Here is a 19906-nt window from a genome sequence, read left to right as displayed (position 1 = left end):
TATCAAACGGGAACATTCTGCTGTCCCATACCGGTTTCACAAATATCCTACACAAGCAGAGTTAGCCTCGGATTAGGACGGCAGCAGTTGGAAAGAAAGCTGAAAAGGCCGTTTGAAATCTTTTCAGACGGCCTTTATATAATTGATTTATCAGAATAAATTATCCAACTGAGAAGGCTGTGCCGACTGCTTTGCCGGAGCTTGCGGTTCAGCTCCGCCTTCCTGTTCCCTCTCCGGGCCGTTCAGCGGTTCCACCGGTGTTTCAACCGCACGGTACTCCGATGGAGAAGGCCTTTGCCGCCTGCCGCCCTCTCCTTCTCCGGAGTCGCGCTCTTCGCTGCGCACAGGCCGGCTCGAACGGTTATCCAAAGCCAGATTGGGGTTGGTGGTCTGATATTCTTTCAAGAAGTAATCGTTGCCGCGGGTAACCAGGCCTTCGGGAGCCTTCATGCCCGTCGAAGGCATTCCTTTCAGAGCAAAACGCATATATTCCACCCACACCGGCAGGGCGATTCTGCCGCCATAGCCTGCATTACCCATGCTTCTCGGTTTGTCGTAACCGATATACACCGCTGTAACGACATCGGGGTTGAAGCCCACAAACCATGCGTCTTTGTTGTCGTTGGTGGTTCCGGTTTTGCCGGCGATATCCGAACGGCCCAATGCTCGGGCGCCCGTGGCCGTACCCGAACGCACGACATCCTGCATCATTTTATACATGATATAGGCGTTGCGTGGATCGATTACCTGCGGAGCGTTTTTACCGGCTTCCAAGGGCTGCATCTGCGCACGCAGGCGGCCTTGGCCGTCGTAAATACGGTCGATCACATAAGAAGACACTTTATATCCGCCGTTGGCAAACACGGTATAGCCTTCGGCCATCTTCATCGGCGTCGTCTCACCCGTGCCCAGCGCCATTGAAAGCCCTGCGGGGATTTCAGACGGCTTGAAGCCGAAACGCTGGATATATTCTTGCGCATAGCCCACACCGATAGACATCAAAATGCGGATAGACACCATATTTTTCGAGGCCGTTAAGGCTTGGCGGAGGGTAATGAAACCGGCGTAGCGGCCGTCTGAATTTTTCGGGCTCCAAACCGTGCCGTTTTTACCCTGCCCCGGCAGGTTAATCGGCGCATCGTTGATGGATGTGGCCATGGTCATACCTTTGGCCAAACCTGCCGAATAAACGAAAGGCTTGAACGACGACCCCGGCTGGCGTTGCGCCTGGGTTGCACGGTTGAAGGTTCTGCTGTGGAAGTCGTAACCGCCCACCAGCGCACGAACCGCCCCTGTTTTGGCATCAAGCGACACCAGCGCACCTTGGAGCAAAGGCTCCTGCCCCACCGACCAGCGCTTACCGTTTTGCTTCACCCGGATAACCGCACCGCGGCGTATCTGCGCATCGCCCATCTTCTTATTGTTTACAGCCCTGGAGGCAAAACCCAAATCCGCACTGTTCAAGGTAGTTTGATTACCGCTGGGCAGTTGGATTTTCACTCCTTTCCGGGACGCATCCAGCACCACCGCAGGCATCATACCGTCAACCGCATAAAGTGTTGAAAGATATTGCCCCACCGTTTCTTCGACATTGTCGGTTTTACTCAAATCCAAATAGTGTTCCGCACCACGGTAGCTGCTGCCGCGGTCAAAACCGCGCAGGGTTTTGCGCAATGCTTCTGTTGCCGCACGCTGGTTGGCAGAATGAACCGTGGTATAAACCCTGAAACCCTGCGTATAGGCCTCTTCCCCATATTTGTCGTAAAGTTCCTGACGCACCATTTCTGCCACATACAGGGCATTCTGATTGATTTTCTGCACATAACGCTTGTATTGAAGCTCTTCTGCCAATGCCCCGTCGCGCTCCTGCGGCGTAATCATCTTCTCCGCAACCATATTGTTGAGGATGTATTTCTGACGCAACCGGGCGCGCTCGGGATTCACAATCGGATTAAATGCAGAGGGGGCTTTCGGCAAACCGGCCAAAATCGTAGCTTCGGCCAAAGTTAAATCTTTAACGTCTTTGTTGAAATAAATCCGTGAAGCGGCAGCAAAGCCATAAGCGCGCTGCCCTAAGTAAATCTGGTTGAAATAAAGCTCGAGAATCTGATCCTTGCCCAACGACTGCTCGATTTTATAAGCCAGCAGCGCTTCGTTGAATTTACGGGTAAAGGTGCGTTCGTTACTCAAATAGAAATTACGCGCCACCTGCTGGGTAATCGTACTCGCACCCGACTGCACACCGCCTGTCAGATTCCCCACCGCCGCACGCATCACTCCGATAACGTCCACACCCCAGTGATCGTAAAAACGTTTGTCTTCGGCAGCTACCACAGCGTCTTTCAATACTTTCGGGAAATCGCCGATTTTGGTGAACGAGCGCCTTTCTTCGCCATAAACACCAATAATTTCGCCGTCGGAAGAATAAACCGTCAACGGCATTTTAGGTTGGTAGTGCTGCACGGCTTCCAATGAGGGCAGTTTCGGGTAAGTAACCAAAACAGCTATTGCAACCAAACCTACAACAAAAAGAACCAAGCCCAAAATCAAACCAATACAGGTCGTTATAATTTTTTTAATCATGACTAATTAATAAAGTTACCATCAAAAGCATTAAATAAAGTAAAATAGGTAAAGATTCATCAGCGAAGGGTTATGTTTTTGTAAACCCAGATGGAATCTGTTACGGAATATAAAACTGTTACTCACCCCACATAACAGGGACGTTACATCATGCAATTAGCAAAAAAACAAAAGAATACAAACAGTAAAACGTCATCCAGCCTCAGCCACCGCTCGGCGGTCGGCATCGATATCGGCCAGCACGCCATCAAGATGGTACAACTGTCAGGGCGTAGTTTAAACCAAATCCAGTTGGAAAAATACGTTGTTACCAAACTGCCTAAAAATATTATCAAGGGCAATAAAATACAAGACTACGAACAACTTGTTACATATTTGCAACATTCTTATTCACAACTTCACACTTCTGCCAAAAATTTCGTTGCAGCCCTGCCACAAAGTTTGGCCACTATCGAAACCGTTGTGTACAACGAAAAAGAAACCGATTTGGATTTAGACGGTTTCGCAGAACTTGAAGTTTCCCAAATCGCACCCGTCGAAGAAATGAATTTCGACTATCAAACCGTTGGCACCTCAGTCGTGCCCGCCGGCCAACGTGTTTTGCTCACCGCCGCCCGTAAAGACGACGTCGAACCGCGTATCGAAGCCTTTGAAAACGCCGACTTGCCGCTTGCCGCCATGGATATCGACCTGTTTGCGCAAAACAACGCCTTTTCTTTCTGGATCAACCGGCACGCACCCGAACTGGAGCATGAGAAAGTTGCCGTTTTCGGTATTTATGCCACACATATGTACGCAGCCGTTACCCAAAACGGCCAGATTCTTTATAAACAGGAAACCCCGGTCAGCACGGAACAGCTCAACCAGCTGATTCAGCGCACTTATCAGGTTACCGAAGAAAAAGCCGCCCAAATGATGAATGCCGCCACCAAGCCGTCCGACTACCAAAGCGCCGTCGCTGACCGCTTCAATATCCAAGTGGCTCAAGAAATACAGCGGGTATTGCAATTTTACTATGCTACACAATCGAGCGAGCAATATTCCAACGTAAAACACATTCTGCTCACCGGCACCGCATCACAGCAACCCGGTTTGGCGGAGACTGTTTTTTCGCACACCAACACCGCCACCGAATGTGTCCATCCGATTCTGTATGCAACCAACGGCAATAAAATAGATATTTCACAACTACAAATCGACGCACCGTCTTTAACACTGGCCTTCGGCTTGGCACTAAGGGGACTGTAACATGATTGAATTGACCAAAATAAATCTCCTTCCTTACCGGGAAGAGATCCAACAAAAGAAAAAGCAGCAGTTTAAAACGCTGATGCTGTTCGCCTTACTCGTAGGCATCGGCTTGTCGGCACTGGCCTATCTAGGTATCGGCAATGCCGTCAGCAGCCAAGAAAACCGAAACGAGTTCCTCAACCGGCAAATTACCAAACTGGAAGAAGACTTACTTGAAATCAACAAGCTGCAAAAAGAAAAAGAAGATTTTCTTGCCAGAAAGCAAAAGGTTGAAGAGCTGCAGGAAAAAAGGTTTCAGGCGGCCTATATCATCGACACGCTCAATGTATTGATTCCCGAAGGCACCTATCTCACCGCAATTAACGCCGAAAACCCCACCACTTACACCGTAAGCGGCAAAGCCGCAAGTGACAACAAAATCGCCATGTTCATGCGCTCCATTCCCAGCACGGGTATTTTTATGCAGCCGGAACTACTGAACATCAAAAAAGTGGATAACGCCCAAGAATTTACGTTGAAAGTACTTTTAAACCAAACTTATTACACATTACCGGCAGAAAACGGCCAAGCCACCGCCCAAGCCGAAACTGCCGCACAAGGGAAATAAAACATGGCTGCAAACACACTGAAAAACCTAGATATCAAAGCCCTTCACTTGTTGGGCATGCCTGCCAAACTGGCCTTAGCGGGCTTGGTGGTTGCCGGCGTTCTGGTTTTGGGCTACGCCGCCCTTTTCCGCTCACAGCTGGAAACCTTGGACGCCGCCAATAACAAAGAAAACGAACTGAAAGAAACCTACACGAAAAAAAGCATCGAAGCGGCAAACTTGGATAACTTAAAAACCGAATTAGACGCCATCCGTTCGTCATTCAACGTTTTGCTCAAACAGCTGCCCACAGATGCCGAAATTCCCAATCTGATTCAGGAGCTGCATCAGGCCGGCGCAACCAACGGACTGCGCATGGACAGCGTTACCCCGAACTCACCGGTAAACGACGGCCCTATCCAGGTTTTGCCGTATGAAATCGCCATTACCGGAAAATACGGCCAAATCAGCCAGTTTACCCGCGATGTCGGCACGCTTTCACGGATTATTACCTTGGAGTCGCTGAAAATCAGCAATAAAGACGACAAAAACAACCTGCTGACCCTGAGTGCCACGGCCAATACCTATAAAGCCCGCCCTGCCGAAGAAGTGGCAGCCGAGCTTGAGGCGGCCAAAGCTGCCGGTGAGGCACAAAAACCCCAATAACCCCTGAGAGAACCGCTATGAAAAACAAAATACTGCTCGCAGGCATATTGGCGTTGTCCGCCTGCACGCCGGCACACGAAGACTTGAACCAGTGGATGAGCGACACCCGCCGGCAGGCCCAATCCAAAGTGATTCCTTTTGAAGCACCAACCGTCAGCCAGGCTAAAACCTACACGCCGCCCAACCACAACGGACTGAATGCTTTTGACAGCAAACGGCTGAATACGGCGCAGAAAGGAGCCAATGCTCCGAATGCCAACCGGCCGAAAGAAGTGCTGGAAAACTTTAGCTTGGAAGCTTTGAAATATGTAGGCACTTTAAGCAGAGGAAACCGGGTTACCGGTTATGTAGAAGCCGACGGCCACGTTTACACCGTACAACCCGGCAACTACATCGGCCAAAACCACGGTCGGATTCAAAGCATTACACCCGACCTGATTACGATTACAGAGCTTGTAGAAGACACCTACGGCAACTGGACCTACCGAAAAGCAGAACTTCCGTTGAGCAGCACCGACAACAACGCCGCTCAAAACAACAAATAACAAGGGGCTTTACTCATGAACTCACGCAACATTAAAAAAATATTCGCCGCCGTCAGCGTCGGTTTTGCCGTTCAGACGGCCTTTGCAGGCAATATCACCGATATCAATGTATCGTCTTTGCCCAACAACCAAAAAATCATCAAAATCAAATTTGATAAAGATGTAGCCACACCGCGCGGCTTCATCACCACCACCCCTGCGCGCATTGCCTTGGACTTCAGCAACACCAACGTGCAATTGCCGCAACCCGTGTTGGAATATGCCGATCCGTTGATCAACCAGATTACCGCCGCCCAAAACAACAGCCGTGCGCGCATTCTGCTCGGCCTGAATAAAGCCGGCCAATACAACACCGAAATCAAAGGCAACGAAGTATGGGTATATGTGAGCGAGGCGGCCGACCAAACCACCCGCACACCGCAGCAACGCAATTATACGGCCGTTGCCGCCGCGCCTGCTGCCGTTACCCCGCCCCGCCGCGAGCAGGCGGCCGCATCTGCCAATATCGACTTCCGCAAAGGTGCCCGCAACTCAGGCATTATCGAGCTGAGCGCGCCCGGTTTTTCCGGCCAACCGGACATCAAAAAGCAAAGCGACCGCATCACCGTTACGCTGAAAAACCATCCTCTGCCCGCCCAAGCGCAACGCAGCTTGGATGTAAGCGACTTCAACACACCCGTCCGCAACGTTACGATGAAGCGTATCGGCAACGACACCCAACTGGTTATCCGCAACCAAGGCAGCTGGGATGTGAACACGCAATCCGCCAACGGCCGCTTCAGCTTTGAAATCAGCCAGAAAACCAATATCGCCTCCCAAGGCCTGGCTGCCACACCCAACAAATCATTTAACGGCCGTAAAATTTCTTTAGACTTCCAAGATGTGGAAGTGCGCACCATTTTGCAGATTCTCGCCAAAGAATCCGGTATGAATATTGTTGCCAGCGACACCGTTAACGGCAAAATGACCCTTTCCCTGAAAGACGTGCCGTGGGATCAGGCGTTGGATTTGGTGATGCAGGCGCGCAATCTCGATATGCGCCGCCAGGGCAACATTATCAACGTTGCGCCCCGTGAAGAACTGCTGGCAAAAGACAAAGCCACTTTGCAGGCTCAAAAAGAAATCGACGACCTCGGCCCCTTGTTGTCGCAAACCTTCCAATTGAAATACAAAAACGTGGAAGAATTCCGCAAAATCCTGCGCTTGGACGAGAGCGGCAACAGCAGCGACCGCAACACCTTGTTGAGCGGACGCGGCAGCGCCCTCATCGATCCTGCAACCAACACCCTGATTATTACCGACAATCGTCTCGTGATTCAGAAATTCCAAAAACTGATCGAAGAGTTGGACGTTCCCACCCGTCAGGTAATGGTAGAAGCACGCATTGTTGAAGCCGAAGACGGTTTTTCCCGCAATATCGGTGTGAAATTCGGCTACACCGGTGTAAACGGCCGCAGCACTTGGGGCTCCAACTGGTCGAATGCAGTTAATAACTCCGGCACCGCCTATAACAATAATGTAACGCTGGCCAATGCCATTCTCAGCGGATCGTCAACAATTCCGGCCACCACGCCTCTGGAAATGAACCCGAACATCAGCCTGCCCGTTGCTTCGGCCACTTCCAGCATTGCCTTGGTGCGTGCAGTTTCTTCCGGCGCACTGGGTTTGGAACTTGCTGCAATGCAGGAGCAGAAAAAGGGCAAAGTGATTTCCAACCCTAGGATTCTGACCCAAGACCGCAAAGAGGCTACCATTGAATCCGGATCAGAAATCCCTTACGAAGAAGCCACATCCAGCGGCGCCACATCAATTACCTTTAAAAAAGCCGTGCTGGGTCTGACCGTTACCCCGAACATCACTCCCGACGGCCAGGTCATCATGACTGTGAAAATCAACAAAGACAGCCCGCAAGACTGTATTACTGGCGGAGTAACCACTAAATGTATCAGCACCAAGCAGCTTCAAACCCAAGCCATGGTTGAAGACGGCGGCACGCTGATTGTAGGCGGCATTTATGAAGAAGAAAACGGCAACACCGTATCCAAAGTGCCTGTTTTGGGTGATATTCCTGTAGTGGGCAACCTCTTCAAATCCCGCACGCGCAACGAAGCGCGCCGCGAGCTGCTGGTTTTCATCACGCCGCGCATTATGGACCATGTGGGCAGCAACCTGCGCTACTAAGGCCGTCTGAAAACCTTTTGTGAAAATATACACTTTGAAACACTTCGCGTATATTTTCGTTTACAATGCCTGCTATGGAAAACATAGCAGGCAATTTATTTTTAATCGGGCTGATGGGCGCGGGCAAAACCACGCTGGGCAGGCATATCGCCCAAATACTGAACCGCCCTTTCTACGACAGCGATCAAGAAATCTGCAAGCGCACCGGTGTGTCGATTCCGACTATTTTCGAGCTGGAAGGCGAGCAGGGGTTTCGCGACCGCGAAGCCGCGATGATAGACGAGCTGACCGCGCTGGATAACATCGTGCTGGCCACCGGCGGAGGCGCGGTGATGCGTGAGGAAAACCACCGCAGGCTGCGCGAACGCGGCACCGTGGTATATCTGCACGCCTGCCCCGACGTGCTGCTCGAACGCACCCGCTGCGATACCAGCCGCCCGCTGCTGCAAGTGGCAGACCCATTGGCCAAACTGCAAGAGTTATACAACGTGCGCGACAGCGTTTACCGCTCTGCCGCGCATATCGTTATCGAAGCCAACCGGCAAAACTGCCACAAAACCGCCGAAAACCTGTTGCAGGCTTGGGCGCAGAAACAGGCATAGCCGTATTGCCCCGCCGTTTTTTACAATTTCAGAAACCTTTGCAAATTTGCTCAGGCCGTCTGAAATATCCAACCATCGTCATGCCCGGGTTTGGCCAGAGTATCTTTTGTTGTTAAAGGATATAGAAGATACTCGGGTCAAGCCCGAGTATGACGCAGATATTTCAAAATTCTGAAATGAATTCTTTGTAGGATTTCCGGCCTGCGGATTGTTCAAGTTACTTAGACCGAGACCTTTGTAAAACTACCTTAAGGCCGTCTGAAATATTTGATTTCGTCATTATCGGGCTTGATCCGATAATGACTGACTGATGTTACCTGAAACCGTGTATCCGCATTAAGTTTTCAGACGGCCTTAAGGCGGTTTTGCAAAAGTTCCGGCCTGCTTGATAATCACAACCCTGTTATTGTATTTTCCGCCACCCGATATAAACGGACACCACCATGCGCACCCTGACCGTAGCCACGCCCTCCCACCAATATCCCATCTTTATCGGTGAAAACCTGATTGCCCGAGCCGACACCCTGCTAAAACCTTATTTGAGCAAAAAAGCAGCCATCGTTACCAACGAAACCGTTGCCGCCCTATACCTGCCTGCTGTTCAGACGGCCTTAAGCAAGCTCGGCATCAAACATTTCGATATCGTGCTGCCCGACGGCGAACAACACAAAAACTGGCAAACCCTCAACCTGATTTTCGACGGCCTGATGCAGAACCGCGCCGACCGCAAAACCACGCTGATCGCCTTGGGCGGCGGCGTTATCGGCGACATCGTCGGCTTTGCCGCCGCCACCTACCAGCGCGGCATACCGTTTATCCAAGTCCCCACCACCCTGCTGAGCCAGGTAGATTCGTCGGTAGGAGGCAAAACCGCCATCAACCACCCGCTGGGTAAAAACATGATCGGTGCGTTTTACCAGCCCCGCGCCGTACTTGCCGACTTAAGCACGCTTGCCACCCTGCCTGTGCGCGAGCTTTCCGCAGGCATGGCGGAAGTGATCAAATACGGCGCGCTGGGCGACCTCGATTTCTTAGGTTGGCTCGAAAACCATATGCCCGAACTGATGCGGCAGGAGCCAACCCCGCTGGCCGAAGCCGTGTACCACTGCTGCAAAATGAAAGCCAGCATCGTCGCCCAAGACGAAACCGAACAAGGCATCCGCGCATGGCTCAACTTAGGGCACACTTTCGGCCACGCCATCGAAGCCGAGATGGGCTACGGCGTATGGCTGCACGGCGAAGCCGTGGCCGCAGGCATGGTGCTGGCCTGCCGCCTGTCGGAAACTTTAGGCCGTCTGAAACCTGCCGACACCCAACGCATCGCCAACCTGCTGGAACAGGCCGCCCTGCCCGCAGCCCCGCCCCGTTTCACATTTGAAAAATGGATAGAGCATATGCGGCACGATAAAAAAGTAGACAGCGGCACCATGCGTTTTGTCGGCCTCAACCGCTTGGGCGAAGCCAATATCACCGAAATCACCGATATGGAAATCCTGCGCGAAACCCTGCAACCCTATCTGTGAAACCCGCAGCTGCTTGATTCAAAAACAAATCAGCATCCGATTCGGACCGTATAAAAATTACAGGTATAAACCGCCTGATCAAAGTGATAGAATGGCTCCGACCTACCCTCCAAGTTTTAGTTTACAAAAGGATTATTCATGGCTACCGTATTGATTGTTCCCGTATCTACCCGTTCAGACGGCTGGGCCGTAACCCAAGCCGTAGCCGCCGCCCTGCCCGATGCCGCCGCATCCCGCGCGCTTGACGAAACCGGCGAAGCCGAGAAAATGCTGTGCGCCGGCAAATGCGACGACTGGCTCGACATGCTGGTATCCCGCGTTGCCGAAACAAACGCCGAAAATATCGTTATCAAAGGCATCAAACCCGATGCGGAAAAACTGTTCCTCTCCACCCGCAACCTCGAATTGGCACTGTCGCTCGATGCCAATGTGGTGTTTTCCGTATTTACCGACAACGAAGATGTCGGACACCTTACCGACAAACTGAACATTGCCAAACAAGCCTACGCCACCGCGCCGGGCGTGCTGGCGGGCTTTATTCTTGACGGCAATACCGACGCAGGCCTAGGAGCCGCCGTTGCCGAAAAAACCGGCCTGGCTTATTTCGGCTCTTCGCAAAACATCGGCAACACCGACCTTTTGCTGAAAAAAACCGGCCGTATGTCGCCCGCACAATTCCGCGTCAACATGATGGAATCCGCCCGCAAAGCCAACAAACGCATCGTCTTGCCCGAAGGCGCCGAACCGCGCACCGTTCAGGCGGCTGCCATCTGCCACGAAAAAGGCATCGCCCGCTGCGTGTTGCTGGCTCCCCGTGCCGAAGTGGAAACCGTTGCCAAAGAACGCCACATCACCCTGCCTGATTCGCTGGAAATCATCGACCCGGCGACCCTGATCGAGCAATACGTCGAGCCGATGTGCGAACTGCGCAAGAGCAAAGGCCTGACCTCCGAACAGGCACGCGAACAGTTGCAAGACACCGTGGTACTGGGCACCATGATGATGGCGCTGAACCATGTGGACGGCTTGGTATCCGGCGCCGTGCACACCACCGCCAACACCATCCGCCCCGCCCTGCAACTGATTAAAACCGCGCCCGGCGCCAGCCTCGTGTCCAGTGTATTCTTCATGCTGCTGCCCAACCAGGTGCTGGTTTACGGCGACTGCGCAGTCAATCCCGAGCCTACGCCCGAACAGCTGGCCGACATTGCCATCCAATCCGCCGATTCCGCCAAAGCCTTCGGCATCGAGCCGAAAGTGGCGATGATTTCCTACTCCACCGGCACTTCGGGCGCAGGCCCCGCCGTGGAAAAAGTGGCGCAGGCCACCGCGCTCGTGCGCGAAAAACGCCCCGATATCGATGTGGACGGCCCGCTGCAATACGATGCCGCCACCGTGCCCAGCGTAGCCAAATCCAAAGCGCCCGACAGCAAAGTGGCCGGCCAGGCCACCGTGTTGGTATTCCCCGACCTCAACACCGGTAACTGCACCTACAAAGCAGTGCAGCGCAACGCCAACGTGTTGAGCGTGGGTCCGATGCTGCAAGGTTTGCGCAAACCCGTAAACGACCTTTCGCGCGGCGCATTGGTCGACGACATCGTTTACACCGTCGCCCTCACAGCCATTCAGGCTGTGCAAATGGCCGAATAAACACTGTCGGACCGATAAAACCGCAGGCCGTCTGAACGTTTCAGACGGCCTGTTTGATTACTCGGTTTCTATAATCAGCCTTCTTCGTTATCACCTTCCGCCTGCTCCCCTTTCTCAAACCATGCGCCCACCACCCCGTTCACTTCGTCTATGCCCTGCTTTTTCAGGCTCGAAAAAAGCTGTACGCTGATTTGCCGGTGTTCCGCATATGGTTTGAGCGTTTTCTTGACTGTGCTCAAGGTTTTGATTTGTTCGTTTTTAGATAATTTATCAGCTTTCGACAACAAAATATGCACCGGCCTGCCGGTAGCACGGAAAAAGTCCAACATCCGGATATCCAGATCTTTGAGCGGATGACGGGCGTCCATAATCAGCACCAGGCCGACAAGCTGCCTGCGCCGCTGCAGATAATCGCCGAGCAGTTTCACCCAATGCGCGCGCACGGCTTCGGGCACTTGGGCATAACCGTAGCCCGGTAAATCCACCATAAAGCTGCCGTTTGCCAACTTGAAAAAATTGATATGCTGGGTGCGCCCGGGGGTTTTAGACACATAAGCCAGCCGCACATGATTAGTCAGCGTGTTGATGGCGCTGGATTTGCCCGCATTGCTGCGCCCCACAAAAGCGATTTCGGCGGGCGTGTCGGGCAAATCTTTCAAATGGTTGACCGTGGTGAAGAATTTTGCGTTTTGAAATAGGTTCATAACTGGTAAAATTGTGTGAATTTAGTATAGAATACCACGATTGAGGATTTATCGGTTTAGTCGGGTGGCAGCACACCCGTGTTGAGTATCGTAAAGGGCAGGCGGCGCCGGCCGCCGTGCCATTATCCAGGAGCACTCCATGAAACGTTTGACCTTGTTGGCGCTGGCTTTGGCTGCAGGTGCGGTAACGGCGGCGCCGAAGGCCGATCTTGCCAAAGGCAAAGAAATCGCAACCAATATCTGCGCAGCCTGCCACGCAGCCGACGGTAACAGCGGCATCGCCATGTATCCGAAACTGTCGGCGCAAAATGCGCATTATCTGTTTTTACAAACTAAAGATATCAAAGAAGGCAAACGCACAACCGGCGCCTCTGCCGCTATGGCGCCGATGGTGGCGGCTTTGTCCGACCAAGATATGCGCGACGTGGCGGCTTTTTATGCCAAACAAACGCCGAAAGAGGGCGAAGCCAACCCGAAAGACAACCCCGAGCTGGGCGCCAAGATTTTCCGCGGCGGCTTAGCCGATAAAAAAATTCCGGCGTGCATGGCCTGCCACGGCCCCAACGGCGCGGGTATGCCGGGCGGCGGCACCGAGATTACGGCCTACCCGCGTTTGGGCGGCCAGCACAAAGACTACATCATCACGCAGATGCAGGCATATAAATCGGGCCAGCGCACCAATACCATCATGGCCGATATAGCGGGCCGTATGTCTGACGAAGAATTGAATGCGGTAGCCAACTTTATCCAAGGCCTGCATTGATTGTGTTTTCTCCGAAGGCCGTCTGAAAATATTTTTCAGACGGCCTTCGGCTGCAACTAACGGCGGCTTTTGTCTGCGCCGCCGCAAATCTGCCGCCGTGAATTTTTCACGGTTGTAGGCTATACTTCAGAATTTCTTAAACAAACCCGTTTACGCCGGTTTCAGACGGCCTTTGCCTGCACAAATTTAAGTTGCCGTGTGCAGCGGCTTTTCTACCCGGCATCCGAATAATAACCCTTATGGCAAAATCCCAAACCCGCATACCGTTAATCCGCCGCCCGTGGTTCGCTTTTCTCAGCTCCATGCGCTTTGCCGTCGCCCTGCTAAGCCTCTTGGGCGTGGCATCGGTTATCGGTACGGTATTGCAGCAAAACCGGCAACCCACCGATTATGTGGTGAAATTCGGCCCGTTTTGGTCGGAAATATTCGGCTTTTTGGGTCTCTACGATGTGTATGCCTCGGGCTGGTTCGTGCTGATTATGATTTTTCTGGTGCTCTCTACCGGCCTGTGCCTGTGGCGCAATATTCCGCCTTTTGTGCGCGAAATGAAGTCGTTCCGCGTGAATGCGGGCAAAAAATCACTGGCCGCGATGAAACACACCGCGCTTATCGGCAGCGGCCTTTCCCCCGAAACCGCCGCACGCTATCTAAACGTGCAGGGGTTCAGCAGCAGAACTGTCGAACGTGAAGACGGCTCGGTGCTGGTGGCGGCGAAAAAAGGGGCGATGAGCAAATGGGGCTATATTTTCGCCCACACCGCCATCATCGTTATCTGTTTGGGCGGCCTGACAGACAGCAACCTGCTGCTCAAAGCAGGCATGCTTACCGGAAAAATCGTGCCCGACAACGATTCGGTGTTTGCCAAAGATTTCAAACCCGAAAGCATTTTGGGCAGCGGCAATATTTCGTTTCGCGGCAACGTGAACATCACCGAAGGCCAAAGCGCCGACGTGGTGTTTTTAAATGCCGACAAAGGGATGCTGGTGCAGGATCTGCCGTTCAGCGTCGAATTGAAAAAATTCCATATCGATTTCTACAACACCGGCATGCCCAAAGATTTTGCCAGCGATTTGGTTGTAACCGACAAAGCCAGCGGCAGAAAAACCGAAAAAACCATACGTGTCAACCATCCGCTCACGGTCGACGGCATCACCATCTATCAGGCCAGCTTTGCCGACGGCGGATCCGATTTAAAATTCAAAGTTTGGAACCTCGGCAGCCCAAACCAGATTCCCACCGAAATGAGTGCAGTGTCGATGAACGCCTTCCCCCTCAATCTGGGCAGCAGGCAATACCGCCTCGAATTCGACCAATTCACGGCGATGAACGTGGAAGACATGAGCGCGCCGCAAGAAAAAGGCAAACTGAGCTTTCAAACGGCCCTCAACGATGTGCGCAGCGTGAGGCAGGATAAAAAATTCACCAACATCGGCCCCTCGATTGTGTACCGCATCCGCGATAAGGCCGGGCAGGCCGTCGAATATAAAAACTATATGCTGCCGGTGAAGCAGGAAGAAGACTATTTCTACATCACCGGCACACGCACGGGGCTGGAGCAGCAATACCGCTGGCTGCGAATTCCTGCAGACGGCAGCGGCAGCACCGATACCTTCATGGCCCTGCGCGAACATTTGAACAACCCCGAAGTGCGCAAGCGCGTGATTGCGGCTTCCGCCGCCGGTGCGCCCGAAAACATACGGGGGGTGTTCAACCAGGCCGCCGAAAACACGCTGGCGGTTTTCGCCAAAGGCGGCTATCTGGCTCTGAACGACCATCTGGAAAAAAACATTCCGCCTGCCGATCAGGAAAAAATGCAGGGCTTTTTCTACCGGATTCTCTACGGTGCCATGAACGTTCTGCTCGACGACACCATCAAAACCTACCGGCTGCCCGAATGGCAGCCCGGCGAAGCACGCAACCGCTTCCTGCTCAACAGCATGGACGCCTACACCGGCCTTACCGAATATCCCGCGCCCGTGCTGCTGCAACTGAACGGCTACAAAGAAGTGCGCTCTTCCGGCCTGCAAATGACCCGCGCCCCCGGCGCATCGCTGGTTTACCTCGGCTCGGTGCTGCTGGTTTTGGGCACGATGTTTATGTTTTATATCCGCGAAAAGCGCGCATGGGTGTTATTCGATAAAGACGGCGTGCGCTTTTCGATGTCGTCGTCGCGCAGCGAACGCGACTTGCAGAAAGAGTTTCCCAAACACGCAGCCGCCCTCGAAACCCTTGCCGCCGATTTAAAGAAAACCGATTGATTCGGCTGCTTTTTCAGACGGCCTCCGGCACTTAATTTGATTAAGTAAACCCACTATAAACAGGCCGTCTGAAAAATCACGCACATTTAGGCCCTACACCATGAACCGAACCATGAACCGAACCATCAACAACACCGAAAAACTACCCGAACACGCCCTCTTGGCCCACAAACCGTTTCTGCGCCGCCTCAACGTTTTAGACTGGCTGTTTGCTTTGGCCGTGGCGGTAACGGCGGTGTTCGCACAGTTTCATGTCGGCCACCACATGGATGTTTATGAAGTGGTGATTTTATGGTTTTGCGCTGCGGCGGCCGTATTGCTGGGCTGGTTTTTCAAACCCCTGCGCTGGTTTACCGTGGTTTCGGTGCTGCTGGCCTACGGAGCCGTGCAGCTTTACGGCGGCGACATCGCCCGCGCCGACCGTTTTTTGCTGAAATATTTTTTAAGCAGCCAGTCGGCGGTGATGTGGCAGTGCGCCACCGTGTTTTTAGCCCTGTTTTGCTATACCGCCGGCGCATTTACGGCCGACAGGCGGCAAACCGCCACCAACACGCTGCTGGGCATCGGCACCGCGCTCACCTGGGTTTCTGCGCTGGCGGGCTTCACCGGCCTGTTGGTGCGCTGGCACGAAAGCTATCTGCTGCGCCCCGACGCAGGGCATATCCCCGTTTCCAACCTCTATGAAGTGTTTATTCTGTTTTTGGTGATTACCGCTTTGATGTATCTTTATTACGAAAGCAAATTCGCCGTGCAGAAACTCGGCGGCTTCGTGCTGTCGTTTATGGCCGCCGTGGTGGTGTTCGTGTTGTGGTACAGCCTGTCGCGCGAAGCGCACGCCATCCAGCCGCTGATTCCCGCACTGCAATCGTGGTGGATGAAAATCCACGTGCCCGCCAACTTTATCGGCTACGGCGCGTTCTGTATTTCCGCCATGCTCGGCATTGCCGAACTGCTTGCCGTCCGCAGCGAAAACGCCGGTAAAAAATCTTGGCTGCCCGATTCGCAAACCATCGAAGAAGTGATGTATAAAGCCATCGCCGTCGGCTTTCTGTTTTTCACCATCGCCACCATACTCGGCGCGCTGTGGGCGGCCGACGCTTGGGGGCGTTATTGGAGCTGGGATCCTAAAGAAACCTGGGCGTTTATCGTGTGGCTGAACTACGCCGTGTGGCTGCATATGCGGCTGGTGGCGGGCTGGCGCGGCAAAGTGCTGGCATGGTGGGCGGTTATCGGCCTGTTTATCACCGCCTTCGCCTTTGTCGGCGTAAATATGTTTTTGAGCGGCCTGCACTCTTACGGCTCGCTTTAAACTGCAGCTGTTTGGCTTCAGGCCGTCTGAAAATGTTTTTCAGACGGCCTGTGTCTTTTGCTTAAATCATGCCTTTAGCGTATCATTCACACCTGCCCGAAAACACTTTTGCAATCGGCTTTTCCGAGAGCCGACTGCAAAAGTATTTTTATATTTAACGAGTGATTTATGTTAAACGGTATTCCCCTGCCCAAAGACACGGCACGCCCGTCCGAAACCGTGCTGGTCAACATCACGCCGCAGGAAACGCGCGTGGCGGTATTGGAAGAAAGCAATATCTGCGAACTGCATATCGAACGCAACAGCGGCCACAGCCTGGTGGGCAACATCTATCTGGGCGTGGTGCGCCGCGTGCTGCCCGGCATGCAGAGCGCGTTTATCGACATCGGCTTGGAGCGGGCGGCGTTCCTGCACATTGTCGACGTGCTCGAACAGCGCCGCAACCCCGATGAAACCCAGCGCATCGAGCATATGCTGTTTGAAGGCCAGTCGGTATTGGTGCAGGTGATCAAAGACCCCATCAACACCAAAGGCGCGCGCCTTTCCACCCAGATTTCGCTGGCCGGGCGTTTTCTCGTGCACCTGCCGCAAGAAGACCATATCGGCATTTCGCAACGCATCGAAGACGAAGAAGAACGCAACAGCCTGCGCCGCCGCCTGGCAAACCTGCTGCCCGAAAACGGCGCGGGGCACGGCTATATCATCCGCACCAGCGCCGAAAACGCCAGCGATGCCGAATTGCAGGCCGATATCGGCTACCTCACCAAAGTGTGGGAAAACATCCGGCATCAGGCCAAAACCCTGCCGCCCGAAACCCTGCTGTATCAAGATCTGCCCTTAAGCCTGCGCGTGCTGCGCGACATGTTCAGCGACCACACCCGCGAAATCTTGGTTGACTCCACAGAAAACCACCAGCGTATGCAGGAATTTGCAGAACTGTACGTGCCGGGCGCAGCCGGCAGAATCCGCCTGTTCAAAGGCGAGAGGCCGCTGTTTGAAAGCCATAACGTCGAGCAGGAAATCAACCGTGCCCTGCAACCGCGCGTCAACCTCAACTTCGGCAGCTACCTGATTATCGAAGCCACCGAAGCCATGACTACCATCGATGTGAACACCGGCGGTTTCGTGGGCGCGCGCAATTTCGACGAAACCATCTTCCGCACCAATCTCGAAGCCTGCCACACCATCGCCCGCGAGCTGCGCCTGCGCAACCTCGGCGGCATCATCATTATCGACTTTATCGACATGGCGCAAGACGCCCACCGCGAAGCCGTGCTGCAAGAGCTGGCCAAGGCGCTCAGCTTCGACCGCACCCGCGTTACCCTCAACGGCTTCACCAGCCTCGGCCTGGTAGAGCTGACCCGCAAGCGCACCCGCGAAAACCTAAGCCATATCCTGTGCGAACCCTGCCCGTCGTGCCAAGGCAGGGGCCGTCTGAAAACCCCGCAAACCGTGTGTTATGAAATCCAGCGCGAAATCGTGCGCGAAGCCCGCCGTTACGATGCCAAAGAATTCCGCATTCTCGCCGCGCCGAATGTTATCGACCTGTTTCTCGACGAAGAATCGCAGTCGCTGGCCATGCTGATCGACTTTATCGGCAAACCGATTTCGCTGGCGGTTGAAACGGCCTATACGCAGGAACAATACGATATCGTGCTGATGTAGGCGCGGCAACCGCCCTATTCCGCTATAAAACCCAACGTTCTCAACAGACGCCAAGCCGCAGACAGCACGGGTACGGCAAGGCGCAGCAATGCTGCGGCAGAAATAAATTTTTTCCGCCATATCCTTTTTTATTGAACAGGCCGCCCTATCCCGTTAAACTCAGCCGCATTGTGCAAGCCGTCTGAAAAACCGCAAACCTTTGCCGGACAAACCGCAGCAAGCCCTCCGGTTTTTTCAGACGGCCTGCACACAACAGAAGCCGCTGCAAACATTGCGCTTGCAGCTTGAGCACGTCAGCGTCATTGCGCCGCTGCGAAACCGAAACAGAAAGCCCCCTATCATGACCGTCGCCCCCGTTGCCCTGCGCCGCAAAAGCGAGCGCAAACCGCACCAAACCGCCCAATATTGGCGCAAATGCCAGGTTGAAGAACTGTTTGAAATGCCGTTTCTCGACCTCGTTTACAAAGCCGCCGAAGTACACCGCGCCCATTTCAACCCCCGCGAAATCCAGCTTTCCACCCTGCTGTCCATCAAAACCGGCGGCTGCCCCGAAGACTGCGAATACTGCCCGCAGTCGGCGCACCACAACACCGGCCTCGAAAAATCGCAAATGATGGATGTGGAAGAAATCCTCAAAATCGCCCGCACCGCCAAAGCGCGCGGTGCCAGCCGTTTCTGCATGGGTGCGGCCTGGCGCGGGCCGAAACCGAAAGATGTGGAAAAAGTTTCCGAAATCATCAGTGCGGTCAAGGCTTTGGGGCTGGAAACCTGCGGCACGTTCGGTATGCTAGAAGAAGGCATGGCCGAAGATTTGAAAAAAGCGGGCTTGGACTACTACAACCACAACCTCGACACCGACCCCGAACGCTACAACGACATCATCCACACGCGCCAACACGAAGACCGCATGGACACTTTGGGCAAAGTGCGCGGCGCGGGTTTGAAAGTGTGCTGCGGCGGCATCGTCGGCATGAACGAAACCCGCCCCCAACGCGCCGGCCTGATTGCCAGCCTCGCCAACCTCGACCCGCAACCGGAGAGCGTGCCCATCAACCAGTTGGTGAAAGTGGAAGGCACGCCGCTGGCCGATGCCGAAGATTTGGATTGGACGGAATTCGTGCGCACCATCGCCGTGGCGCGCATCACCATGCCGCAAAGCTATGTGCGCCTTTCGGCAGGCCGTACCGCCATGCCCGAAGCCATGCAGGCGATGTGCTTTCTCGCCGGCGCCAACTCGATTTTCTACGGCGACAAACTCCTAACCACCGACAACCCCGAAACCGACGGCGACCGGGTGCTGATGGAAAAACTGGATTTGCACCCGCTGCAATATTGCAGTGAAATGTAATGTTGAAATTGTATGTGTTGGATATTTAAACTGAATTGAATGAATATCTAAATTTAAATTTGCCTTAAAAAGATATTGAATTTATAATTTCACTCCAATAATGCCCTTAGCAGTAAGCCTTTCAACCTTATCCCGAAAGCGCCGAACCTTTGGGCTTTTTCTTTGTATTTGAAGGAATGAAATATGAGAACGGCTGTTTTAATTGACGGCGCTTTTTTTATCAAACGTATCCGCTATTTCGAGAAACATAATGCTTATGACGCCAAACGCAT

Annotated in this window: 15 protein-coding genes; 13 read left to right on the top strand and 2 right to left on the bottom strand. The window is 53.5% G+C overall.

Annotated elements, in window-relative coordinates:
* Positions 1 to 150 precede the first annotated feature (150 nt).
* Positions 151 to 2583, bottom strand: a complete 2433-nt coding sequence (locus Q3970_RS08155) for a penicillin-binding protein 1A (protein WP_303100081.1) — start codon at positions 2581 to 2583, stop codon at positions 151 to 153.
* Positions 2584 to 2733: 150 nt separating this feature from the next.
* On the opposite strand from Q3970_RS08155, the gene pilM reads away from it, so the two are divergent.
* From pilM to pta, 8 genes are all read left to right on the top strand, one after another.
* Complete coding sequence (gene pilM, locus Q3970_RS08150; RefSeq protein WP_303100080.1) at positions 2734 to 3831, top strand: type IV pilus assembly protein PilM; 1098 nt, start codon at positions 2734 to 2736, stop codon at positions 3829 to 3831.
* 1 nt (position 3832) lies between these two features.
* A complete protein-coding gene (locus tag Q3970_RS08145) occupies positions 3833 to 4441 on the top strand; it encodes a PilN domain-containing protein (protein WP_303100079.1) in 609 nt (202 codons plus the stop codon).
* A gap of 3 nt (positions 4442 to 4444) precedes the next feature.
* Positions 4445 to 5086 carry a type 4a pilus biogenesis protein PilO gene (locus Q3970_RS08140; protein ID WP_303100078.1) on the top strand — a complete coding sequence of 214 codons (642 nt, stop codon included), beginning with the start codon at positions 4445 to 4447 and terminating at the stop codon, positions 5084 to 5086.
* Positions 5087 to 5103: 17 nt separating this feature from the next.
* Positions 5104 to 5631, top strand: a complete 528-nt coding sequence (locus Q3970_RS08135; protein WP_303100077.1) for a pilus assembly protein PilP — start codon at positions 5104 to 5106, stop codon at positions 5629 to 5631.
* Positions 5632 to 5646: 15 nt separating this feature from the next.
* Positions 5647 to 7812, top strand: coding sequence for a type IV pilus secretin PilQ (gene pilQ, locus Q3970_RS08130; protein WP_303100076.1), 2166 nt, complete (start codon positions 5647 to 5649; stop codon positions 7810 to 7812).
* A gap of 65 nt (positions 7813 to 7877) precedes the next feature.
* On the top strand, positions 7878 to 8414 hold the full coding sequence (locus tag Q3970_RS08125) for a shikimate kinase (protein ID WP_303100075.1): 537 nt from the start codon (positions 7878 to 7880) through the stop codon (positions 8412 to 8414).
* A 443-nt stretch (positions 8415 to 8857) separates the two neighbouring features.
* Positions 8858 to 9937, top strand: a complete 1080-nt coding sequence (gene aroB, locus Q3970_RS08120) for a 3-dehydroquinate synthase (RefSeq protein ID WP_303100074.1) — start codon at positions 8858 to 8860, stop codon at positions 9935 to 9937.
* A 138-nt stretch (positions 9938 to 10075) separates the two neighbouring features.
* Entirely contained in the window at positions 10076 to 11587 is a 1512-nt protein-coding gene (gene pta, locus Q3970_RS08115) for a phosphate acetyltransferase (protein WP_303100073.1), read from the top strand.
* 74 nt (positions 11588 to 11661) lie between these two features.
* Here the strand turns inward: pta and yihA are convergent, their stop codons facing one another.
* Positions 11662 to 12291: a ribosome biogenesis GTP-binding protein YihA/YsxC gene (gene yihA, locus Q3970_RS08110; protein ID WP_303100072.1), complete on the bottom strand. Its 630-nt coding sequence runs from the start codon at positions 12289 to 12291 to the stop codon at positions 11662 to 11664.
* 139 nt (positions 12292 to 12430) lie between these two features.
* Between yihA and Q3970_RS08105 the strand changes: the two genes are divergently transcribed.
* The 5 genes from Q3970_RS08105 to bioB all read left to right on the top strand — a co-directional run bounded on the left by Q3970_RS08105 (position 12431) and on the right by bioB (position 19634).
* Positions 12431 to 13054, top strand: a complete 624-nt coding sequence (locus Q3970_RS08105; RefSeq protein ID WP_303100071.1) for a cytochrome c — start codon at positions 12431 to 12433, stop codon at positions 13052 to 13054.
* A gap of 302 nt (positions 13055 to 13356) precedes the next feature.
* Positions 13357 to 15312: a cytochrome c biogenesis protein ResB gene (locus tag Q3970_RS08100; RefSeq protein WP_303100089.1), complete on the top strand. Its 1956-nt coding sequence runs from the start codon at positions 13357 to 13359 to the stop codon at positions 15310 to 15312.
* Positions 15313 to 15424: 112 nt separating this feature from the next.
* A complete protein-coding gene (gene ccsB / locus Q3970_RS08095; protein WP_303100088.1) occupies positions 15425 to 16621 on the top strand; it encodes a c-type cytochrome biogenesis protein CcsB in 1197 nt (398 codons plus the stop codon).
* A gap of 168 nt (positions 16622 to 16789) precedes the next feature.
* Positions 16790 to 18286, top strand: a complete 1497-nt coding sequence (rng, locus tag Q3970_RS08090; RefSeq protein ID WP_303100070.1) for a ribonuclease G — start codon at positions 16790 to 16792, stop codon at positions 18284 to 18286.
* 340 nt (positions 18287 to 18626) lie between these two features.
* Positions 18627 to 19634, top strand: coding sequence for a biotin synthase BioB (gene bioB, locus Q3970_RS08085; RefSeq protein WP_303100069.1), 1008 nt, complete (start codon positions 18627 to 18629; stop codon positions 19632 to 19634).
* Positions 19635 to 19906: the final 272 nt, after the last annotated feature.

This window comes from Neisseria sp., assembly GCF_030530745.1.
Lineage (GTDB): Bacteria > Pseudomonadota > Gammaproteobacteria > Burkholderiales > Neisseriaceae > Neisseria.
This window is presented reverse-complemented; position numbering and strand designations above follow the sequence as displayed.